Annotated in this window: 12 protein-coding genes, 1 pseudogene and 1 other annotated feature; of the genes and pseudogenes, 10 read left to right on the plus strand and 3 right to left on the minus strand. The window is 65.3% G+C overall.

The annotated features are described in order from the left end of the window. The first annotated feature begins 13 nt into the window (after window positions 1–13). The 3 genes from I596_RS13325 (at window position 14) to I596_RS13335 (ending at window position 6303) form a co-directional block, all read left to right on the plus strand. The gene (locus I596_RS13325; RefSeq protein ID WP_067648863.1) at window positions 14–1027 is read left to right on the plus strand and encodes a L,D-transpeptidase; all 1014 of its coding nucleotides are present in this window, start codon (window positions 14–16) and stop codon (window positions 1025–1027) included. Window positions 1028–1352: 325 nt separating this feature from the next. Then, the gene (locus tag I596_RS13330) at window positions 1353–2513 is read left to right on the plus strand and encodes an IS30 family transposase (protein WP_067651963.1); all 1161 of its coding nucleotides are present in this window, start codon (window positions 1353–1355) and stop codon (window positions 2511–2513) included. Window positions 2514–2613: 100 nt separating this feature from the next. Next, on the plus strand, window positions 2614–6303 hold the full coding sequence (locus I596_RS13335) for an AAA family ATPase (RefSeq protein WP_083965572.1): 3690 nt from the start codon (window positions 2614–2616) through the stop codon (window positions 6301–6303). A gap of 99 nt (window positions 6304–6402) precedes the next feature. On the opposite strand, the gene I596_RS13340 is transcribed toward I596_RS13335, so the two are convergent. Beyond that, window positions 6403–6924 carry a tyrosine-type recombinase/integrase gene (locus I596_RS13340; protein WP_425478776.1) on the minus strand — a complete coding sequence of 174 codons (522 nt, stop codon included), beginning with the start codon at window positions 6922–6924 and terminating at the stop codon, window positions 6403–6405. 1214 nt (window positions 6925–8138) lie between these two features. On the opposite strand from I596_RS13340, the pseudogene I596_RS13350 reads away from it, so the two are divergent. From I596_RS13350 to I596_RS13370, 5 genes and pseudogenes are all read left to right on the plus strand, one after another. Further along, a pseudogene (locus tag I596_RS13350) lies at window positions 8139–9353 on the plus strand (IS3 family transposase). Beyond that, window positions 8417–8533, plus strand: a sequence feature (AL1L pseudoknot). Its footprint overlaps the pseudogene before it by 117 nt. A gap of 207 nt (window positions 9354–9560) precedes the next feature. Further along, window positions 9561–11576 carry an AAA family ATPase gene (locus tag I596_RS13355; RefSeq protein ID WP_067648869.1) on the plus strand — a complete coding sequence of 672 codons (2016 nt, stop codon included), beginning with the start codon at window positions 9561–9563 and terminating at the stop codon, window positions 11574–11576. Between the two features lie 390 nt (window positions 11577–11966). Continuing rightward, the gene (locus I596_RS13360; protein ID WP_067648872.1) at window positions 11967–12554 is read left to right on the plus strand and encodes a hypothetical protein; all 588 of its coding nucleotides are present in this window, start codon (window positions 11967–11969) and stop codon (window positions 12552–12554) included. 116 nt (window positions 12555–12670) lie between these two features. After that, complete coding sequence (locus I596_RS18785) at window positions 12671–12925, plus strand: XAC0095 family protein (protein ID WP_067648875.1); 255 nt, start codon at window positions 12671–12673, stop codon at window positions 12923–12925. A 318-nt stretch (window positions 12926–13243) separates the two neighbouring features. Next, window positions 13244–13804 (plus strand): hypothetical protein, encoded by a 561-nt coding sequence (locus tag I596_RS13370; protein WP_150132153.1) that lies wholly within the window; start codon window positions 13244–13246, stop codon window positions 13802–13804. 31 nt (window positions 13805–13835) lie between these two features. On the opposite strand, the gene I596_RS13375 is transcribed toward I596_RS13370, so the two are convergent. Beyond that, window positions 13836–14714 carry a hypothetical protein gene (locus tag I596_RS13375; protein WP_067648881.1) on the minus strand — a complete coding sequence of 293 codons (879 nt, stop codon included), beginning with the start codon at window positions 14712–14714 and terminating at the stop codon, window positions 13836–13838. Window positions 14715–15068: 354 nt separating this feature from the next. Here I596_RS13375 and I596_RS13380 point away from each other — a divergent pair, with 354 nt between their 5' ends. Then, complete coding sequence (locus tag I596_RS13380) at window positions 15069–16322, plus strand: SMP-30/gluconolactonase/LRE family protein (protein ID WP_150132154.1); 1254 nt, start codon at window positions 15069–15071, stop codon at window positions 16320–16322. A gap of 72 nt (window positions 16323–16394) precedes the next feature. Here I596_RS13380 and I596_RS13385 read toward each other — a convergent pair whose 3' ends face one another. After that, the gene (locus I596_RS13385) at window positions 16395–17309 is read right to left on the minus strand and encodes a hypothetical protein (RefSeq protein WP_150132155.1); all 915 of its coding nucleotides are present in this window, start codon (window positions 17307–17309) and stop codon (window positions 16395–16397) included. A gap of 240 nt (window positions 17310–17549) precedes the next feature. Here I596_RS13385 and I596_RS13390 point away from each other — a divergent pair, with 240 nt between their 5' ends. Next, a complete protein-coding gene (locus I596_RS13390; RefSeq protein ID WP_067648890.1) occupies window positions 17550–18893 on the plus strand; it encodes a PQQ-dependent sugar dehydrogenase in 1344 nt (447 codons plus the stop codon). Window positions 18894–18895 lie beyond the last annotated feature (2 nt).

Here is an 18895-nt window from a genome sequence, read left to right on the forward strand (position 1 = left end):
ATAGAGAATCGCGATGATCCGGATTGCACTAGCCTTGGTATTTTCACTGGCAGCACTACCGATCAGCGCGTTCGCGGCACCCTCCTGGGGCGCGAAGAGCTCCAGTCCGGCCGGTGCCCTGCCGGCCACGCTACGCCCCGGCGAGTGGGTTTGGGGGGGCGATGCGAAGGAGATGGGCCCAATGGCGGTGGTGGTGAGCCTCACCGAGCAGCGCGCCTACGTTTATCGTAACGGACTGCTGATCGCCGTCTCGACGATCAGCAGCGGCAAGCCGGGCCATGAAACGCCGACCGGCGTGTTCACCATCCTGCAGAAGGACAAGAATCATCACTCCAGCAAGTACAACGACGCGCCGATGCCGTATCAGGAACGCCTGACCTGGGATGGCGTGGCGCTGCATGCAGGCGGGCTGCCCGGCTACCCGGAATCCCACGGTTGCGTGCACCTGCCTACCGAGTTTGCCCGCCTGCTGTTCGATGCCACGACCATGGGCATGGTGGTGGTAATCGCGAAGGAGGGCTTGGCGCCTGAGGATCTGGTACATCCGACCGTGGCCAGCCCGATCGATCCTCGGTCAGGCGCCGAAGACCTCGCGCCGCTGTTGAGTCCGCAGGAACAGTTCCGCTGGGAGCCGCAGAAATCTCCAGTGGGGCCGCTTTCGATGGTGATGAGCACCGCAGACAGACGGCTCTTTGTCTTCCGCAATGGCATCGAGATCGGCCGGGCGCGCGTCGATTTTCGCAACGGGCCAGCCCCGCAAGGAACGCACGCATATCTGGTATCGGGCGCTACGCCCGATGGCGGGCCGACGTGGAGGCGGATCGGCATTCCCGGCCACGAGGATGAAGCCGGCCAGAACGTGGCCGCCCAGGATGTCGCGCGGGTCGTAGTTCCCTCGGCATTCCGCACCGCGGTCACGCCGCTGCTGCAGCCCGGGGTGGTGCTGCTGCAGACCGACCTGCATGTCCTGCCGAGCACCACCGGCCCATCCCTCCAGGTCCTTAACGCCGATGTTCCTACGCTCTGAGCGGCAGGGCGGCGGGAAGCCACCTTCATGCGCGCGGAGCGTGTATCCGGCGCTCACACGCTTGGTTCACCACGCTTTCCCGGCGGCTCCACCGCGGGCTTGCGGAGACATTCGCAGGCATTCGACCGGGCGAAGTTTTCGGGATCTTTGCACGCCTGGCAGGTGCCGATGCCACGACAATCGTTGCCGGCACCTTCATGCTGTACCCACAGGTTGAAAGTACTGCGACTGAATAGGGGTCGGATCGCTACGTCTGCTTTCGACCGCGGATTCATATGATCGATGCAACACACAGATAGCTGCGTAGGCAGCAGGGGTGTTGCAGATGAAGCGCAGGAAGAGGATCTATTACACCGACACCCAGAAGGCGATGATGTGGGATCGCTGGCAGCAGGGCGAGCCCCTGCACCAGATCGCGTCCCTGTTTGACCGGCACCACAGCTCAGTGCGGAACATCCTGGCCGAGCATGGCGGCATTCGTCCTCCGACAAGGCGAAGGTCCCCGAGGGTGCTGAGCCTGGCCGAGCGCGAGGAGATCTCCCGCGGCCTGGCGGCGGGACGATCGATCCGCATGATCGCCGCGTTGCTCGGGCGTGCGCCATCCACGATCAGCCGCGAGATCGGTCGCAACGAAGGCTCTGAAGGCTATCGAGCCAGCCAGGCCGACCGGGCCGCTTGGGACCGGGCACGACGCCCCAAGCCCTGTAAGCTGTTGCTGCATCGAGCCTTGGCTGCTCTCGTGGCAGGGAAGATCCAGCGGCAGTGGTCACCCGAGCAGGTGGCAGGCTGGCTCAAGCGTACCTATCCAGATGATGCGAGCCGTCAGGTGTCCCACGAGACCATCTATCGCACGCTCTACATCCAATCGCGCGGGGCTCTGAAACAGGAGTTGCTCGCCCATCTGAGGCGCACGCGGGCGATGCGTCGCTCGCGACACCATACCCAGAAGACAGAGAGCCACGGCCGGATTGCCGACACCGTCTCAATCAGCGAACGGCCGGCCAATGCCGAAGATCGGGCCGTGCCGGGACACTGGGAAGGCGACCTGCTGTTCGGCGACCGGAACAGTCAGATCGCCACGCTGGTGGAGCGACAGACACGCTATCTGATGCTGGTGAAAGTGGCAGGCAAGGACACCGAGACCGTGGTCAATGCACTGATCAAGAACGCACGTCGCCTGCCAAAGCAGCTGTACCGATCACTGACCCGGGATCGGGGCAAGGAGATGGCGGCACACCGTCGCTTCACCTTGGCCACGGACATCCAAGTCTATTTCTGCGACCCGCACCATCCTTGGCAACGCGGCACCAACGAGAACACCAACGGCCTACTACGGCAGTACTTCCCCAAAGGGATCAATCTGACCGACGTCTCGCAGGCGAAGCTGGATGCCGTGGCACGCCAGCTCAACGAACGGCCACGCAAGACGCTTGACTACGAAACGCCAGCAGAGCGGTATCGGCAAACCGTTGCGTTGATCGGTTGAATCCAAGACCCGAAGCGGACGTTGTGTGTCTGCCATAAGCCCAAGTAACCCACTAAGCTTGCTGAACTGTACTCATACTTTTTTAAGGAAAGGGGGGGGCATGTTTCATTTGACAGCAAGAGTGGCGTGGCACGACTCACAGTGGAACGGCGCCGTGTGCCGTCGACCATCTTGCAATTCCTTTTGCGTTGCACTCGATCGTATTCGCGAGGAGCGCGACGACTCCAAAGAGGATTCAATCGCAGGCAAGCGCTGGAACACGCTCGAGTCCGACAATCTGCCCGCATGCAAGGCCGAGTCGGGCGCTTTCATGAACGATGAGGAGTGGTCGCGGCGCTTCGTTCACCCGTACGCGGGCATCAAGAAGGCCGACGACACACACGGTCACCTGAAGCCGACACTTGTGAAAATCCCGTCATACGCCACGTTCGTCGTGCCTTTCGCGTGGATGCTCAAGAGCGAGCAGGAGGCGATCGACGGGAGGCTGCCAACGCCGCTTCCCCTCGACGAGAAAGCTCCGTTCAGCAGCCCTTGGGTCTTTGGACGCGAGCGTCAGGAGGCGATCCTCAAGCTGTTCGCGAGTCGCCTCACGGCAGAGCGCTCGCTGGTCTTCTTCTACTGCAAGGAGGGGCAGCCCCTCGGCGACACCATCTCGCGGCTCGTGATAGGCGTCGGACGGATCGCGAATGTCGCGCAGCCGAAGGGCTACGACGTCTCGAAGAAGAAGCCCACGCACCTCATGTGGGACCTACTCATCCGGCACACGATCCGACCCGAGGGCGAGGACGGGTTCCTGCTCCCGTATCACGACTACTTGGAGCCGACCGGCGACGCATCCGAAGACGCGCGGCGCCAGCAGCTCCTTCGTGAGATCGCGGTACCCGCCGACCCAGCGCACGTTCGCGTCTTCTCCTACGCCGCCGAGCTCGCGCCCGCCGACATCGCTCTCTCGACCTTAGTCCGCTGCCTTGAGTCGGTGCGGAAGATCCGCGAGCACGGCATCGCCAAGGGCCCGTGGGAGCGCCGCGAGGAGTGGCTCAACCAGCAGATCGCCCAAGCGTGGCAGGACCGAGGCCCGTTCCCAGGGCTCGGTCCGGTGCTCGAAGCGCTCGGCATGCGGCTCGGAACGGCGCTCGCGCTGGAGATGCGCTCGTCGGGCACGGTGAAGACTGACGCCGACCCGTGGCCAACGGTGGACTCGATCCTTCGCGGGAAGCAGAGGCCTCCGCAGCCTGCCTACGCCAAGGATCTGAAGGCGGTCCGCGAGACGTGGACGGACCTCCCCGACGAGCGCCGTGCCCTGCTCAAGCTCCTCTCACGCTTCGCGCTCACCACGGAGCAGGCGCTTCGCTGGTTCGATCTGAAGGAGCGCGCAAAGGGCACGGCAGCGAAGGTGACCGACGAGGAGATCCTCGCTAACCCGTACCGCATGAGCGAGGTCGACCTCGGTGACTGGAGCGACTCTCCAGTCTCCGTTGGCGTCGTCGATCGTGGGCTGCTTCCCGACGCGACCATCGCCGCGAAGCATCCGGTGCCGGCGCCGTCGAAGGTGGGCTCGCCGAACGACGCGCGGCGCCTGCGAGCCGCGCTGGTCGCGGTGCTGCGTAAAGCGTCGGAGAACGGTGACGCGCTCCTCAGCATGCACGAGGCGCTTCAGCGCGTCGGCTCCCTCGACCTCGCGCATCCGTGCGTCATCGGCACCGATTGGCCTAGCACGAACCGTTCGACGATGGCGGGCGTCGTCGAACTGATCGACATCCTTGCGTCGGAGGGAGCGCCGACGGCCGCGCTCCAGCTCACCGAGCTGAAGGGCCGTGAGGACCGCCTTCGCTCCGTACTCGGCAAGCGCGCGGCGAAGGCTGCCGCGCCCATCAAGGCCGACTGGCGGAGGCTACTCGTCACGGCCATCTCCGAGGCGGGCGGCAAGTTCGACAAGACGAACGAGAGCCACCGGGAGGCCATCGAGGAGCAGGCCGTCGCGCTCGAGCGACTCCTGTCGCGTCGTCTCAGTGTTCTCGTCGGGCGCGCAGGCACGGGCAAGACGTCGGTCATGGGCGCGCTCATGCTCTCGGAAGCGCTCACGAAGGCCGGCATCCTGTTGCTAGCGCCGACCGGCAAGGCGCGCGTCCGCCTCGGCAAGGCGACGAACGCGCAGGCGATGACAGTCGCCCAGTTCCTCCACCGCCTCGGTAGGTACGACGGCTCTCGCCAGCGGCCGAAGTTCGACGGCAAGGACAAGTACCGCAAGGAGAAGACCGTCGTCATCGACGAGTGCTCGATGCTCACGATGGACGATCTGGTCGCCGTCCTCGAAGCACTCGACCTCGCGCACGTCCAGCGAGTCATCCTAGTCGGCGATCCGAACCAGCTTCCGCCCATCGGCGTCGGGCGTCCGTTCGCCGACCTCGTATCGTACCTCGAAACCACGGATGTGAAGGGCGACGACGGCTCGCCGCTCGGCAACGCACTTGCCCGGCTCTCTGTCGAGGTCCGCGCAGCAGCCGCGGCGTCCTCGACGACCTCGGACGCGCTCCGGCTCGCCTCGTGGTTCACGCGCGAGCAGCAGCCCGTCGACGCCGACCGCGTGCTCAGCGACCTCGAGCTGGGCGAGAAGTTTAACGACCTCGAGATTGCGCTGTGGAAGACGCCCGACGACCTGCGCGCACAGCTCCTTGCTGCTTTCCAGCGGCACCTCGGGCTGAGCGGCCCGCACGATATCGCGGGCTTCGACAAGGCGCTCGGTCTTGACGACAAGGGCTGGGTCCCGTTCGACGCGCCGGAAGGCTCCGAACGCTGGCAGATCTTGTCGCCGGTCCGCATGCATCCACACGGGGTCCACGACCTTAACCGCTGGGTGCAGCGCCAGTTCCGCGCGAAGGAGCTGGAAGCGGCGGCGACCGCCTGGGGCGTGAGCCTCGGCGACGAGACCATCGTCGCCAAGGACAAGGTGATCCAGACCACGAACCAGAAGCGCAAGGCGTACAACTGGGTCGAGCGTGCGGTGGATGAGCACTACATCGCGAACGGCGAGGTCGCCTTGATGTCGAAGGTGAAGACCATGCTGAAGGGCGTGTTCGCCGGTCGGCCCAACCTGACCTTCGACTACTGGCCCAACCAGTTCTCCGATGGCTACGCGCCCCTCGAGCTGGCGTATGCGCTCACCGTTCACAAGTCGCAGGGCAGCGAGTTCAAGAAGGTCTTCGTTATCCTGCCGAAGAACAGCAGGCTGCTCTCGCGCGAGCTCGTCTATACCGCGCTCACGCGCTCGCGTGAGCAGCTCGTGCTCCTCATCGAGGGCAACGACCCGACGGTTCTCTTCGACCTCACCCGGCCGGAGCGCTCGGAGACCGCGCGCCGCAACACGAATATCTTCCTGAGCGTTATCCGCGCCACCGACGACTCGGTGCCGTTCGCCGAGCACCTGATCCACCGGACCGAGAAGGGGCACCTAGTGCGCAGCAAGTCGGAGCTAGTGATCGCGAACATGCTGTTCCAGCTCGGCATCCCTTACGAGTACGAGCGCGTCCTCGACGGGACTACCGCAGCAGGCCGCCTGCGCCCCGACTTCTCCTTCGTCACGGCCGATGGTGACCTGCTCGTCTGGGAGCACCTGGGGATGCTCAGCCGCCCTTATTACAAGCGTGGCTGGGACTGGAAGCGCGCTTGGTACCAGAGCAACGGTTTCGTCGAGGGCAAAACGCTATTCACGTCAACGGAGGAAGACGGCAGGGGTCTCGACTCTGGAGAGTTGAAGAAGACTGCTCTCAAAATCAAGTCTTTGATCGATTGATTGAAATATCGAAGTAGGTTGGTCAAGCCACCATAGGGATCTAACGTCCGCTACTGGCCGGATCGCGACCGATGAGGCGATCCGGCCGCGGACCCTACGCTACCCTTCGGTCTGCTCGGCGATCTCCAGCGCGTCGTCAACCTCGATGCCGAGGTATCGAACGGTGCTTTCGAGCTTGGTGTGGCCCAAGAGGAGCTGCAACGCACGAAGATTCCTCGTCCGCCGGTAGATGAGCGACGCCTTGGTCCGCCGCATCGTGTGCGTTCCGTACGATCCCCCTTCGAGCCCAATGGCGTCAATCCAGCCATGAACGATTCGGGCGTACTGTCGGGTCGAGAGATGTGGCGATGCGTGCAGCCTCGTCGGGAACAGGAAGTCGCTGGCGCGGGGGCCGGCGGCGGCTATCCACGCCGTCAGCGATTCCCGCGTCAGCTGCGTGATCTCGAACTGCACCGGCCGACCGGTCTTCTGCTGGAGCACGACAGCTCGCGAACCAATGGCCCCTGCATGTGCGACGTCGGCGACCCGAAGCTTCACGAGATCACATGCCCTGAGCTTGGAGTCGATCGCCAGATTGAAAAGCGCGAGGTCGCGAGTCCTCCTGCCAAGCTGTAGTCGCACTCGGATAGCCCAGATGTCCCGGAGCTTGAGGGGTGCTTTCTAACCGACGAGCTTTCCTTTGTTCCATGGGGCCGGTCGGACCTGGACTGCGGCGTTCATGAGATATCCTCACGGGACTCTCAGGGTCGCGCCCGCTGCCTGAAGGGACGCGATCCGACCCGAAGCGGACACACACAGTAACCATGTCATGTGCTGCTTATTGGACTGCTTCGTTTAGCATGAGGCTGTGCGCCAAGGTGTCGTGACCGCGTGTTTGGATCGCATACTTCAAACAGGTCGTTATGCCACTTCACCGACGTCAGATCCATGTCTCTGGGTGGAGGGAGTCCGCCTAGATGGAGTTCGTTATCCCAGATGATGCCGATCTCTCTCGCGGGACCCTGTCGATATATGGCCGCTAATTGTGGCGCCCCGCCAGTTTGTGGGTCTTGCCCACTTTTCAGTGCGTCGCAAAATGCTGAGAAAACACTACGACTAGTTCGACCTGATACATCCTGGCTTACCCATTTCCTAAGTTCGCTAAATGCTATGGCTCTACCGGATCCATATGCACAGATAATATCTGAATGCTCAGTTGGTATCGGGTGATTGCGGACGCGCCATGAGCGATCTTCGTATTCATGTGCAGTGACAACAAATTGGGTCGCCATACCTTCCCCAACCCGGCGTGCAAAAACAAATGCTGTGCCCTCTAGTGATCCGATGGGGAAGCTGTCAGACAACTCATGCAGACGTTCTTCAAGCTGACCGTCACTGAGCGCCCCTCCACTTAAACCAACTAATAGGTTTTGCCCAAAGGTGACATCGCCGGCGAATGCCAATATCGCTGCGTCGCGTGTTCGAACCGAAAGCTTCCTCCCTCTGTCCCATTGGGTTGCTGACGGCCAAGAGAAGCGACTGTCGGTTGCAATATAGAGGGACGATGGAGCCCTCGAGTCTAGGCCGCACCAACATATCAATGTGGTCACGTGGTCTGTCTGTGTCTATTGAGATATAGTTGCCAGGCAACTCCCCGGCCCTCCACCATCTTAGCCATGTTCGCCTGAGGGGGGCAGCTCGAGGAGCAGCCTCTGGGCACATCGACAGATGTGCCCAGAGGAAGGCGGGGTTTATCAGAATGCGGCGAAGTTCGACCCGTAGCAACGTTGTTCGCCATGCGGCGCCTGAACCGCCCCGGGATTCCTGGAGGCTCCAACCTTTGAGAGGATGGAGTCATGAGCAAGCCAGTGAAGTACTCACCGGAAGTCCGGGAACGAGCGGTTCGGATGGTGCTCGAGCACCAGGACGAGCACGGTTCGCAGTGGGCGGCAATCGCGTCGATTGCCGGGAAGATCGGTTGCACGGCCGAGACGTTGCGCTTGTGGGTGCGGCGGGCCGAGCGTGACTAGGTGTTGCGCCCGGGGCTGACGACGGACGAGCGGGCGCGGATGAAGGTGCTGGAGCGCGAGGTCCGGGAGCTGCGGCAGGCCAACGAGATCCTGCGCAAGGCATCGGCGTATTTCGCCCAGGCGGAGCTCGACCGCCGCTTCAAGCCATGACCGGGTTCGTATCGGTCCACCGGCACGCCTACGGAGTCGAGCCGATCTGCTGGGTGCTGGAGATCGCTCTGTCGTCCTCCTACGGCCATGCTGCACGGGAGGCCGATCCGGACGCCCGTCCGGATCACTGGTGGCGGGAGCGGGCGCTGGAAGCGGAAGTACGCCGGGTGTGGGACGAGAACGGGCAGGTGTATGGGGCGAAGAAGGTCTGGAAGTAGTTGCTGCGGGAAGGCTGGCAGGTGGCGCGGTGCACGGTGGAACGACTGATACGTCGGCTGGGCCTGCGTGGCGTGATCTGGGGCAAGGGCGTGAAGACCACGGTGGGCGACCCGGTACGGCCGTGCCCGCTGGATCGGGTCAACCGACAGTTCCATGCTGACCGGCCGAACGCGCTGTGGGTCAGTGACTTCACGTATGTCTCGACCTGGCAGGGCATGGTGTACGTGGCCTTCGTGATCGAAGTGTACGCACGCCGGATCGTGGGCTGGAAGGCGTCCAGTTCGATGACGACGGACTTCGTGCTCGACGCCCTGGAACAGGCTCTGCACGCCCGGCAGCGGGATAGCGAACTGATCAATCACTCCGACAGGGGGCGCAGTACGTGAGCCTCCGCTACAGCGAACGCCTGGCCAAGGCCGCGGGCGTCCGTCGGTGAGAAGTGTGGGCGACAGCTACGACAACGCGCTGGCCGAAACGATCAACAGGCTGTACAAGGCCGAGGTGTTCCATCGCAAATCGTGGCGCAACCGCGAGCAGATAGGAACTGGTCACGCTGGACCGGTTGCACTGGTACAACCACAAGCGATTGCTGGAGTCGATCGGGTACATCCCCCAGCGGAAGCCGAAGCGGCTTATTATCGGCAACAAGCCGGTGAGGCCAAGGTGGCCTGACTCAAACCAAACGGCCTCCAAGAAAACCGGGGCGGTTCAACCTGCCGAGCGCTTTCAAGCGGGTTCGGTAATTGGAGATTTCGGATCCGACCTACTGTCTGAGCTACCCCGCCCAACACTAGCCGCAGAGCGGAATCTAGGGGAGAGAGGCTGGGGTATGCTAACGCCAGTCTGGGGGCAGCAATTGTCATTTTGGAGAGCGGGCACATGCGACTGAGTAGGGCGAGGGTCACCAATTACCGCGGCATCATCGACACTGGCTGGTTTGATGTCGAGAAGAACAAGACCATCATGGTCGGCCCCAACGAGGCAGGTAAGACGGCCGTTCTGCAAGCCCTTCAGCAAATCAACCCGCCGCCGGATGTGCCGAAGTTCGATGCGCTGCGCGACTACCCTCGCTCCAAGTACAACGATATAACGACGGGGCGGGTTGACCCTAAAACAGTTACTGTGGTGGAGGTCGAGTTTGAACTCGATGACGCAGACCGCGCGGCGATTCCCCCGACCATGCACAGTGTGCGGTACGCCTTCAGTAGGAGGTTAGACAACTCCGCGCGGCACAACCTGCTTGATGCCCCTCCGCTGCCTACCTTCGGCAGCATCACCAAAGACTTGACTCGTCTCTGTGCCCACATTGACCCGCGCGCGGAAGCTAAGACGCCGGGTGGCCCGTCGCCGAGTGCAGAACTGGCCTCGATCACCAACGAATGGACTGCGACGACAGCTATCGAAGGCGAGCGAGCAACTGCCCTGAAGTCGTGGCTAGATAAGTCTTTACCTTTGGTTGACGAAGCCAACGACACTGAGGAGAAGCGGTTCGACAGCCTTGTAGCGGCGGCAGCAGCTTACGTCGATCGAGCGACAGCTCTCAAAGTACTCGATGGTCGGAAGCCAGTCTTCGTGCTGTTCAACAACTATTTCCGTGTAAGACCATTAATTCAACTCGATCATCTTGCTCAGAGGTTGTCCAACAGTGTTCTCGACGACGATCAGTACGACTACGGCAATGTCTGTCTACTAAAGTTGCTTGGCTTTACCGCACAGGAGCTTTCTGACCTTGGAAGAACGTCACCGCCTGCAGCGAATAATCCCACTGCCCTTCAGACCTACCGCGATCAGCTCGATAAGCGCACCTATCAGCTTAATGCCGCGAGCGTACAGCTAACGAATGAGATCCGCTCGGTCTGGCGCCCGCGGGAAGGTCGCGCAGAAGCAGACAAATTACGCATTCAGGCGGATGGACAGTATCTCAAGGTGGTAGTCGAGGACGAGCTTGGCGTTGACATCGAATTACATCAGCGCTCGGAAGGATTCCAATGGCTGGTGTCATTCTTTGTGGTGTTCTTCGCTGAAGCCGCCGGTAAGCACAAGAACGCCATTCTGTTACTCGACGAGCCAGGCTTGTCTCTGCACGGACTCAAACAGCGTGAGTTCCGGTCAACCCTTAGCCGGCTATCCGAGAGCAATCAGACAATCTATACCACTCATTCCCCTTTCCTCGTTGGTCCAGATGAATTGAACTTGGTCCGGGTTGTTGAGATGCTTGATCGTATCGTTGGCACCAAGGTGCATACGACCGTCACTTCAGGGGATCCGGCAGCGCTCCTGCCGCTACAAGAGGCGCTGGGATACGATTTGGCCCAGAGTTTATTTACCCAAGAGCGCAACCTTGTGCTTGAAGGGTTGACGGACTATTGGTACGTCGATGCGACTGCGGCTCTGCTTCGCGCGGCGGACGTGGTTAACTTGAACGAGAAGGTTGCTTTGGTTCCAGCCGCAAGTGCGGGCAAGGTGGTGTATTACGCCACCATCCTCTATGCGCAAAACTTCAAGGTTGCAGCACTGCTTGACTCTGATGTTGCTGGCGATCAAGCAGCACAGCAAGAAACACTGGTTCACACACTGGGGAACAAATGCATCCTGCGAACCAAGGACGCATATTCCGGCCCCGTTGCCAAGCCAGAAATCGAGGACTTGCTGCGAGAGACGCTTGTCAACATCGCTAAGGAGTCCTTGGCAATCGATGTGACTGTCGATGCTGCGGCCCAGCCCGCTCGCCCGATCATCGATCTACTCGAGTCCACTGGTAGCGGCTTCTCGAAGTACAAGCTAGCAAAGGCGTACATCCGCTGGGCCCGCGATCACTCTGCCAGCGATCTAACGGCGACCGAACGAGACCAGTTCAAGGTGTTGATCGAAAAGATCAACAAGGCCTTGAAATAGTCGTTGCTGGAAAGTGGCGAATGGCCGCTCTTGGCCGATACCGGCTATTTCGCCGAGTCCGCGACAATGCTCACTTGACACCACAAAAATCCAAATGCAGACTTGACCGCGGAGTGTAGAAGCTCCTTGTGAAGCGGCGCCCACCTCCGACAACCCGGTGGGTTTTTTGTGCCCTACGATCCCGCAGGGCATCTCGGTGCATCCGTGCGCCGGGAGGGTGGCTAATACAACACCCCGCAAGGGGGAATACGCCCACCGTCTTCACACGGCTTCTAACCTCCCGGCATCCCGGCGCATGTCGTGCGCCGGCGTGTTGCGTGTTCCGCCGGATGCGGAAATCTCCGCCGTCCTCGCGGATTCCTTCACACACCAAGGAACGAGGTGATCGCCATGAAGCACATGACCATCGCGCCGCCGATCGGCGGCATCGTGCGGTTTTCCAAGAACGTCACGGCCAACCAGAAGCCGATGTGGCTGGGCAACTGGCCGCGGGAGATCTACCGCGAGGCACCGCCGCGTACCGACCTCACGCCGGACATCCAGAGCGAGGACGGCATCTTGATGAAGGGCTACTCCCCGCTGTTCTGCCATCCGCCGGCGATGTCGGTGGCGGAGATGGAAGCATGGGAGAAGGACCTGGTCGATCCGCGCAGCGAGCAGTCGCGCCGGCGGCGCTGGGCGATGGCGGCCTTGCTGGAATCGGAGGATGCGCTGCGCGCGGCGGTGCAGTACCCGGACGGCAAGAAGATGCTGGAGGACTGGATGGACGTGGCCAGCGAACATCAACTGGCCATGGTCGAGGCCTGCGGGCTGGCCTATCGCGCGCACCAGCGCTTGCAGGCGCTGTACGACGAGGTATTCCTGGCGCCGGTGTTCAAGCGCAAGTACAAGCCGGAACCGAAGTTCGACGCCAACAACCGGCCGATCCCGGAGCCGGAACCGGAAAAGAAGCCGCGCCGGCGCAAGACCAAGGCCTGACCCAGCCGACGGGAACCGAAGGCGCCGGCCGGGTGGCGGCGCCTGACCGGATGACGCCGATGAACCCTGGGGGCTGCACGGGAAACCTCGGCCTGCCGCTGCAAGGAGGATCGACGATGAACGAAGGAATCGACGCGCCTGGGGTCACGGGCCACTACCGCCTGCCGGAAGAAGCCTATGTCACCCTGCTGCAAACGCGCGACCAGTTGCGCCTGCTGGAACTGCTGGCGATGCCGTGCACCCTGCAGGACGAACAACCGGGCCGCGGGCTGACCGTGGCGCCGGGCGTGCTGGCGCAGTGCTTCGGCCAGTTGGCGCGGCACCTGGACGGCTGTCTGGCGCAGACCCACTGGCTGCCGGGGCGGCGCTGACACGGTACGCACCGGCCGGACCAAGGCTGGCGCGCTTTCGCCGGCAGCGCTGTCCCCTGCCGTGCAGCTCCCGCGTGGGAACGGTGCCGGCCGACCCAGCGGCCGGCCCACCTGCGCCCGCGCTGGGCGGCGCGCCTGCCCTGGACGCGCGGCGGCCCCCGTCCAGCCGGCTGGCGCCAGGCCGGTCACGCCGCCGCCACCCGCTGCCCGGATTGCGCAAGAATGGTGCCCTGCTTCGGCTTCATGGGCGGCCCACCGTGCGTGCACGTCCACCGCGACGACGGGGACCCTTTCGGACAGGAGGCACGGCCAATGGCAATGAGTACGACAGTAGGCAATGACCGGCTCTGGCGCGGCCTGCGCTGGGTGGTCTGGGGCGGCGCGGCGATGCTCTTGCTGCTGCCGCTGGTCGCGATGCAGTTCACCGCGGACGTGCGCTGGTCGCCGTTCGACTTCGCCCTGATGGGCCTGATGCTGGCCCTGGTCGGCGGCGCCTACGAGCTGGCCGTGCGCGTGGCGCGCAGCCACGTCTATGTCGTCGCGTTCGGCGTCGCGGTGCTGACGGCGTTCCTGATGACCTGGGCCAACCTGGCCGTCGGCATCATCGGGGAGCCGGACAACCCGGCCAACCTGCTGTTCTTCGGCGTGATCGCGGTGGCGGTCATCGGCGCGGTGCTGGCGCGGCTGCAATCGCCCGGCATGGCGCGGGCGATGATCGCGACGGCGATCGCCCAGGCCGCGACGTGCGTGGCAGCCCTGGTCCTCGACGGCGTCTACGTGTTCGTGCTGACGGGGGTCTTCGTCGTGCTGTGGCTGATTGCGGCGCAGCTGTTCCGCACCGCGGCGCGACGGCCGGCGGCCGTCATGCCCCCACGCTGACGGAACGCGCGGACACACGCCGGCGGGCCGGTCACGGCATGCGGTCCGGCTCCCCCGCGATGCCGGGTGAAGGGACGTCGCCGGCCAGCCGGCGGCGGCGCTCCAGGCGCCAGGTGGGCCAGTAGAAACGCTGCTTGTCCTTGGCGGCGGCCAGGCGCTCGCCGTGCTCGGCCTCGCTCAGTTCGCCGGTGCCGAACTTCACTACCCAGAAGCCGTCCGGGTCGTGCGGGGCGACGGCGAGCGGCAGCCAGCCGCAGCCGCGATGGGTCTCCGGGATCAGGTGCTCCAGCCCGAAGCGGGCGCACTCGCCACGCACGGCATCGAGCCGTTCGCGAATCGTTTCCTCGCGCTGCAGGCCCGGCGGCGATTGCAGCACCAGCTTGATGTCCACCTGCGACACGTCGGGCGCGGCATGCTGCAGGATGCCGCAGAGGCGGGCCACCTTGGACGCGAGCTGCGCGTCGGTGAAGCCGCTGGTGCACTTGGCCTCGACCAGGATCAGCTGCGTGCCGCCGTCGGGCCGGACGTAGGCGAGCAGCAGGTCGATGTCTTCCTGGCTGTTCTCGATCAGGAAACGCGGCGGATCGGCCCGGGCCTCGTCGCCGGGATCGGCGGACCGGAACGGCGCGAGCCGCGCGTTGTGCCGGGCGGCGCCGTCGGGCGTGCCACCGGCCAGGGCGGCGTACAGCCAGTTGAGGTGGTAGTCCATCGCCAGGAAGGCGGACCGCACGGCGGCCGGCTGTGGCGGGTCCACGCCGGCCGCGCGCGCGGCCGCGCGCAGGAAGGCGACGCTGGGCTGGAAGCGGCCGAGTGCCTGGCGCACCACCCAGTACCGTTCTTTCGCGTTGAAACAACGCAGCCGGTCGATGACGGACCACGGTCCGCCCTCGACGTTGTGTGTCTCCACCATGAGACCCCCCTGCGAAAAACGCCCCCTGATCTCGGCGTGCGGACAGCGTACGCCACCGCGGGCCGATCACCAAACGCCGGCGCACGGTCCGGCTGCCCGGCACGCCCGCCCGGCACGGCAGCCGAGCGCCAAGCCGGGCGCCCATGGCCCGGCCTGGCCGTGGACGGCGCGGCCCAGGCCTCGCCGTCTTAGATGACATTTCTTTTTTCATCATCCACTTGCATGCATCGGCCACGGAAAGGCCATGCGCCGAACAGGCAGTGTGGTAGACGCTAAACAATAGTCGGTCGCCAGCCGTGGGCTGGTCCTGCCGCAAGCGGCGGCGACACTTCTTCAGATCCGGAGCGAGGGGCAATGAGAGCAGTCATCGTCGGTGTTTCACTGGTCGCCACGGCGGGCATGGCAACGGGCATCCACGCCGAGACGCCGGCGGGGGCGGCAACGCTGGTGGTGCCGGCAGGCGTGAGCGCCGCGGCACAGGCGGGCACCACGGCGACGGCCTCGCTGGTGATCGGCAACAGCGGCGGCACCGCGCTGGACTGGAACCTGCGCGAGGCGCCGCGCCAGTCGCACTTCCTGGCCGGGTCGGTACCGCACCTGCCGCTGCCGGCGCCGGTGGGCGTGGGACCGGTGCCGGCCTATGCGCTGAACAACACGGGCGTGGCCACCACCTACATCGCCGAGGACGTGCTGGACCCGGCCGGCCTGACCACGATCGGCCCGGCGCCGACCGGCACCTGGGTCAGCGGCACCTTCATCGGCAACGACTTCGCGCACCACTACATGCTGGAGTCGCACTGGCAGGTACCTACCTATGCGCTGATCGCGATGGATACCGCCACCGGCCAGAACACGCCGGTGACCACCTTCCCGCTGACCGAGGGCCAGTGGGCCGGCATCACCTGGGACGCCACCACCAGCACGCTCTACGGCGTGGCCTGCGCGGAGGCGATCTGTACGCTCTACACGCTGGACCCGTCCACCGGCACGCACACGCGGGTCGGCCAGGTCGTCGGCGCGGAAGACGGCACCGGCCAGACCAGCCTGCTGGACCTCACGGTGGACTCGGCCGGGCGCCTGTACGGCATCAACTTCTTCACGCGCAGCCTGTACGCGATCGACAAGACCACCGGCGCGGCGCAGACCATCGGCGCGCTGGGCGTGACCGAGACGCCGATGTACATCCAGAGCATCGACTTCGACAAGCGCAACGACACGCTGTACTGGTTCGCCTTCGTCAGCACCGGCGGCCCCAACGTGCAGGGCCGCATCTACACGATCGACCCCAGCACCGGCGTGGCCACGCAGCAGGCACTGATTCCCGGCCCGGCCGAGCAGTTCGCGGCGGCGATCGCCACGGTCGGCCCGTGCGCGGCGCCCTCGACGGTGCCTTGGCTGCGCACCGAGGCGATCAGCGGCAGCACGGCACCGGGCGGCACGTCCGCGGTGACGGTCACGCTGGACGCCGCCGGCCTCGCGCCCGGCACCTACAGCACCGACGTGTGCGTCTACAGCAACGACGCCAGCCAGGGCCTGCGCGCCCGCGTGCCGGTGACCTTCACGGTCACGCCGGACACGCTGTTCGCGAACGGCTTCGAGGCACCGTAGCCGGCACCCCCGACCCGCCCGGCGTGCCCGGGCGGGTGGGTCGTCTCCGATGCACATAGCGGTGGCGCCGCGTCACGGCGTTGCGTCGGGCACGGCATCCAGCGAGGCCAGCCAGGCCTGCTTGAGCTGGTCCAGCGTGCGGCCGCTGACCGCATGCGCGGCCGCCTGCTGATCGTCGGCCGTGGCGATCGCCCGGAGTCCCTGCACGCCGACGGCATCGACGAGGTAGTCGACGAACGACCACGCCAGCGCGTAGAACGGTGGCGCGTATTGGCTGCGATCGGCCATCAGGCGGCGGAACAGCGCCGCCGGCGCGGGCGCGTAGGTGGAACGGCGGCCGTCGGCCCCGACCAGCGGCAGCATCGCCCTGCCCTGCGGCGAGCGGCGATGGTGCTGCAGGTCGTGCAGGCCATCGGGCAGCACGAAACTGCGGTGGTAGCCACGGGTGCCGCCGACCACCGCCGCGGCGACATGGTTGGCATAGCCTTCGGCAATCCACTCGGACCTGCGCCAGGACCATTGCGCCATCGCGTGGACCATCTCGTGGAGATACGGCGCGTGGTCCGCCCGGATCGTCTCCGGATGCATGAAGATCCACGGCTCGCGGTTGATCGTGACGTGCGGCGGTCCGACGTCCGACCCGACGAAGAACGCCACGCGGCGGTCGTTGCCGCCGGGCAGGTCCAACTCGGCGCCCAGATGCACACGGATCGCGACGGCGCCCTCGTCGGCCAGCGCGACGAAACGCGCGGCCTGCTCCTCGGTCAGCGCCCCGCGTTCGACGCAGACGCTGACGTACCGGGTGGATCGGCAATCGCCCGCCCGCTGCAGCGCGTGCGCGGCCAGGCGATCGCGTTCGGCCGGTGTCGGCGGCTTGGCGGTGGCAGTGCTGCCGTACACCAGACACGCCAGCAGTACCCATCCCGCGCCGACCGCGAAACGCGACGGCACGCGCCGCCCGGCACGCACGCTACGGCGGAAAGCCAAGGGTCCTCCGCGGTCCGGCTCATGCATCGATGCGACCTCCAGCGCAACAAAAGCGGCAACGATAGCAGCGTGTCGCGCAATGCCCGCAGCACGTTGCGACGGCGAGGCTCCGCAGCGCCGGAACGCGTTCGCGATGCGACGTCGAATCAGCCGCCGGCCCACGCGGGGCAGCGGCCGTGTTCACGGCCCAGCAGCCGAGCCGGCATCATGATCGACGCCTTCCACGTCAGAGGACTCGTCATGAACGGTAGAACCCCACCGTGGCGCTGGGTATGGGCCGGTGCCGTCCTCGGCGCGGTCGCGCTGGCCGGCTGCGCGCTCTTCCCGCCCCGGGCCGCGCTGACGGTGGACGCCGGCACCGGGCCGGCGCCGGTGCTGCCGGCGCCGAAGCGGACGCTGCTGCCGACCCTCGACATCGCGCCGGCCGTCGGCTGGCGCGACGGCGCCACGCCGCAGGCCGCCGCTGGCCTGCGCGTCGCCGCGTTCGCGCGCGACCTGGCGCATCCGCGCTGGCTGTACGTGCTGCCCAACGGCGACGTGCTGGTGGCCGAGTCCAATGCGCCGCCGCAACCGGCGGATGCACCCTCGCGTGGTCTCAAGGGCTGGTTCGCCGGCAAGGCGATGGCCCGCGCCGGTGCCGGCGTGCCGAGTGCCGACCGCATCACCCTGCTGCGCGATGCCGATGGCGACGGCGTGCCCGAGCAGCGCAGCGTGTTCACCGAGGGTCTCGCCTCGCCGTTCGGCATGGCCCTGGTCGGCGGCGACTTCTACGTCGCCAACGCCGATGCGCTGGTGCGCTTTGCGTACCGCGACGGGCAGACCCGTCTCGACGCGCCGTCGCAGAAGGTCGTGGACCTGCCGGCCGGCATCAACCATCACTGGACCAAGAACGTCATCGCCAGTGCCGACGGCCGCCGGCTCTACGTCACGGTCGGCTCCAACAGCAACGTCGGCGAGAACGGCCTGGCCATCGAGGAAGGCCGGGCGATGATCTGGGAACTGGACCGCGCCAGCGGCCGCCTGCGCGCCTTCGCCACCGGCCTGCGCAATCCCAACGGCCTGGCCTGGGAGCCGGCGACCGGCGCGCTGTGGACCGCCGTCAACGAGCGCGACGAGATCGGCAGCGACCTGGTCCCGGACTACATCACCGCCGTGAAGGACGGCGCCTTCTACGGCTGGCCGTACAGCTATTTCGGCCCGCACGTGGACGTGCGCGTGCAGCCGCCGCGCCCGGACCTGGTCGCCCGCGCGATCGCGCCCGACTACGCGCTGGGGCCGCATACCGCCTCGCTCGGCATCGTCTTCACGCACGGCAGCGCCCTGCCGGCCGCATGGCGGCAAGGCCTGGTGGTGGCCCAGCACGGTTCGTGGAACCGCAAGCCCAAGAGCGGCTACAAGGTGATCTACGTGCCGTTCGCCGACGGCCGGCCGGCCGGTCCGCCGGTGGACCTGCTGACCGGCTTCCTCGATGCCGGCGAGAACGCGCAGGGGCGGCCGGTCGGCGTGGCGATCGACCGCCACGGCGCGCTGCTGGTGGCGGACGACGTCGGCAACACGGTCTGGCGCGTCAGCGCCGTGCCGTAGCC

Origin of the sequence: Dokdonella koreensis DS-123 (assembly GCF_001632775.1) — a bacterium.
Lineage (GTDB): Bacteria > Pseudomonadota > Gammaproteobacteria > Xanthomonadales > Rhodanobacteraceae > Dokdonella > Dokdonella koreensis.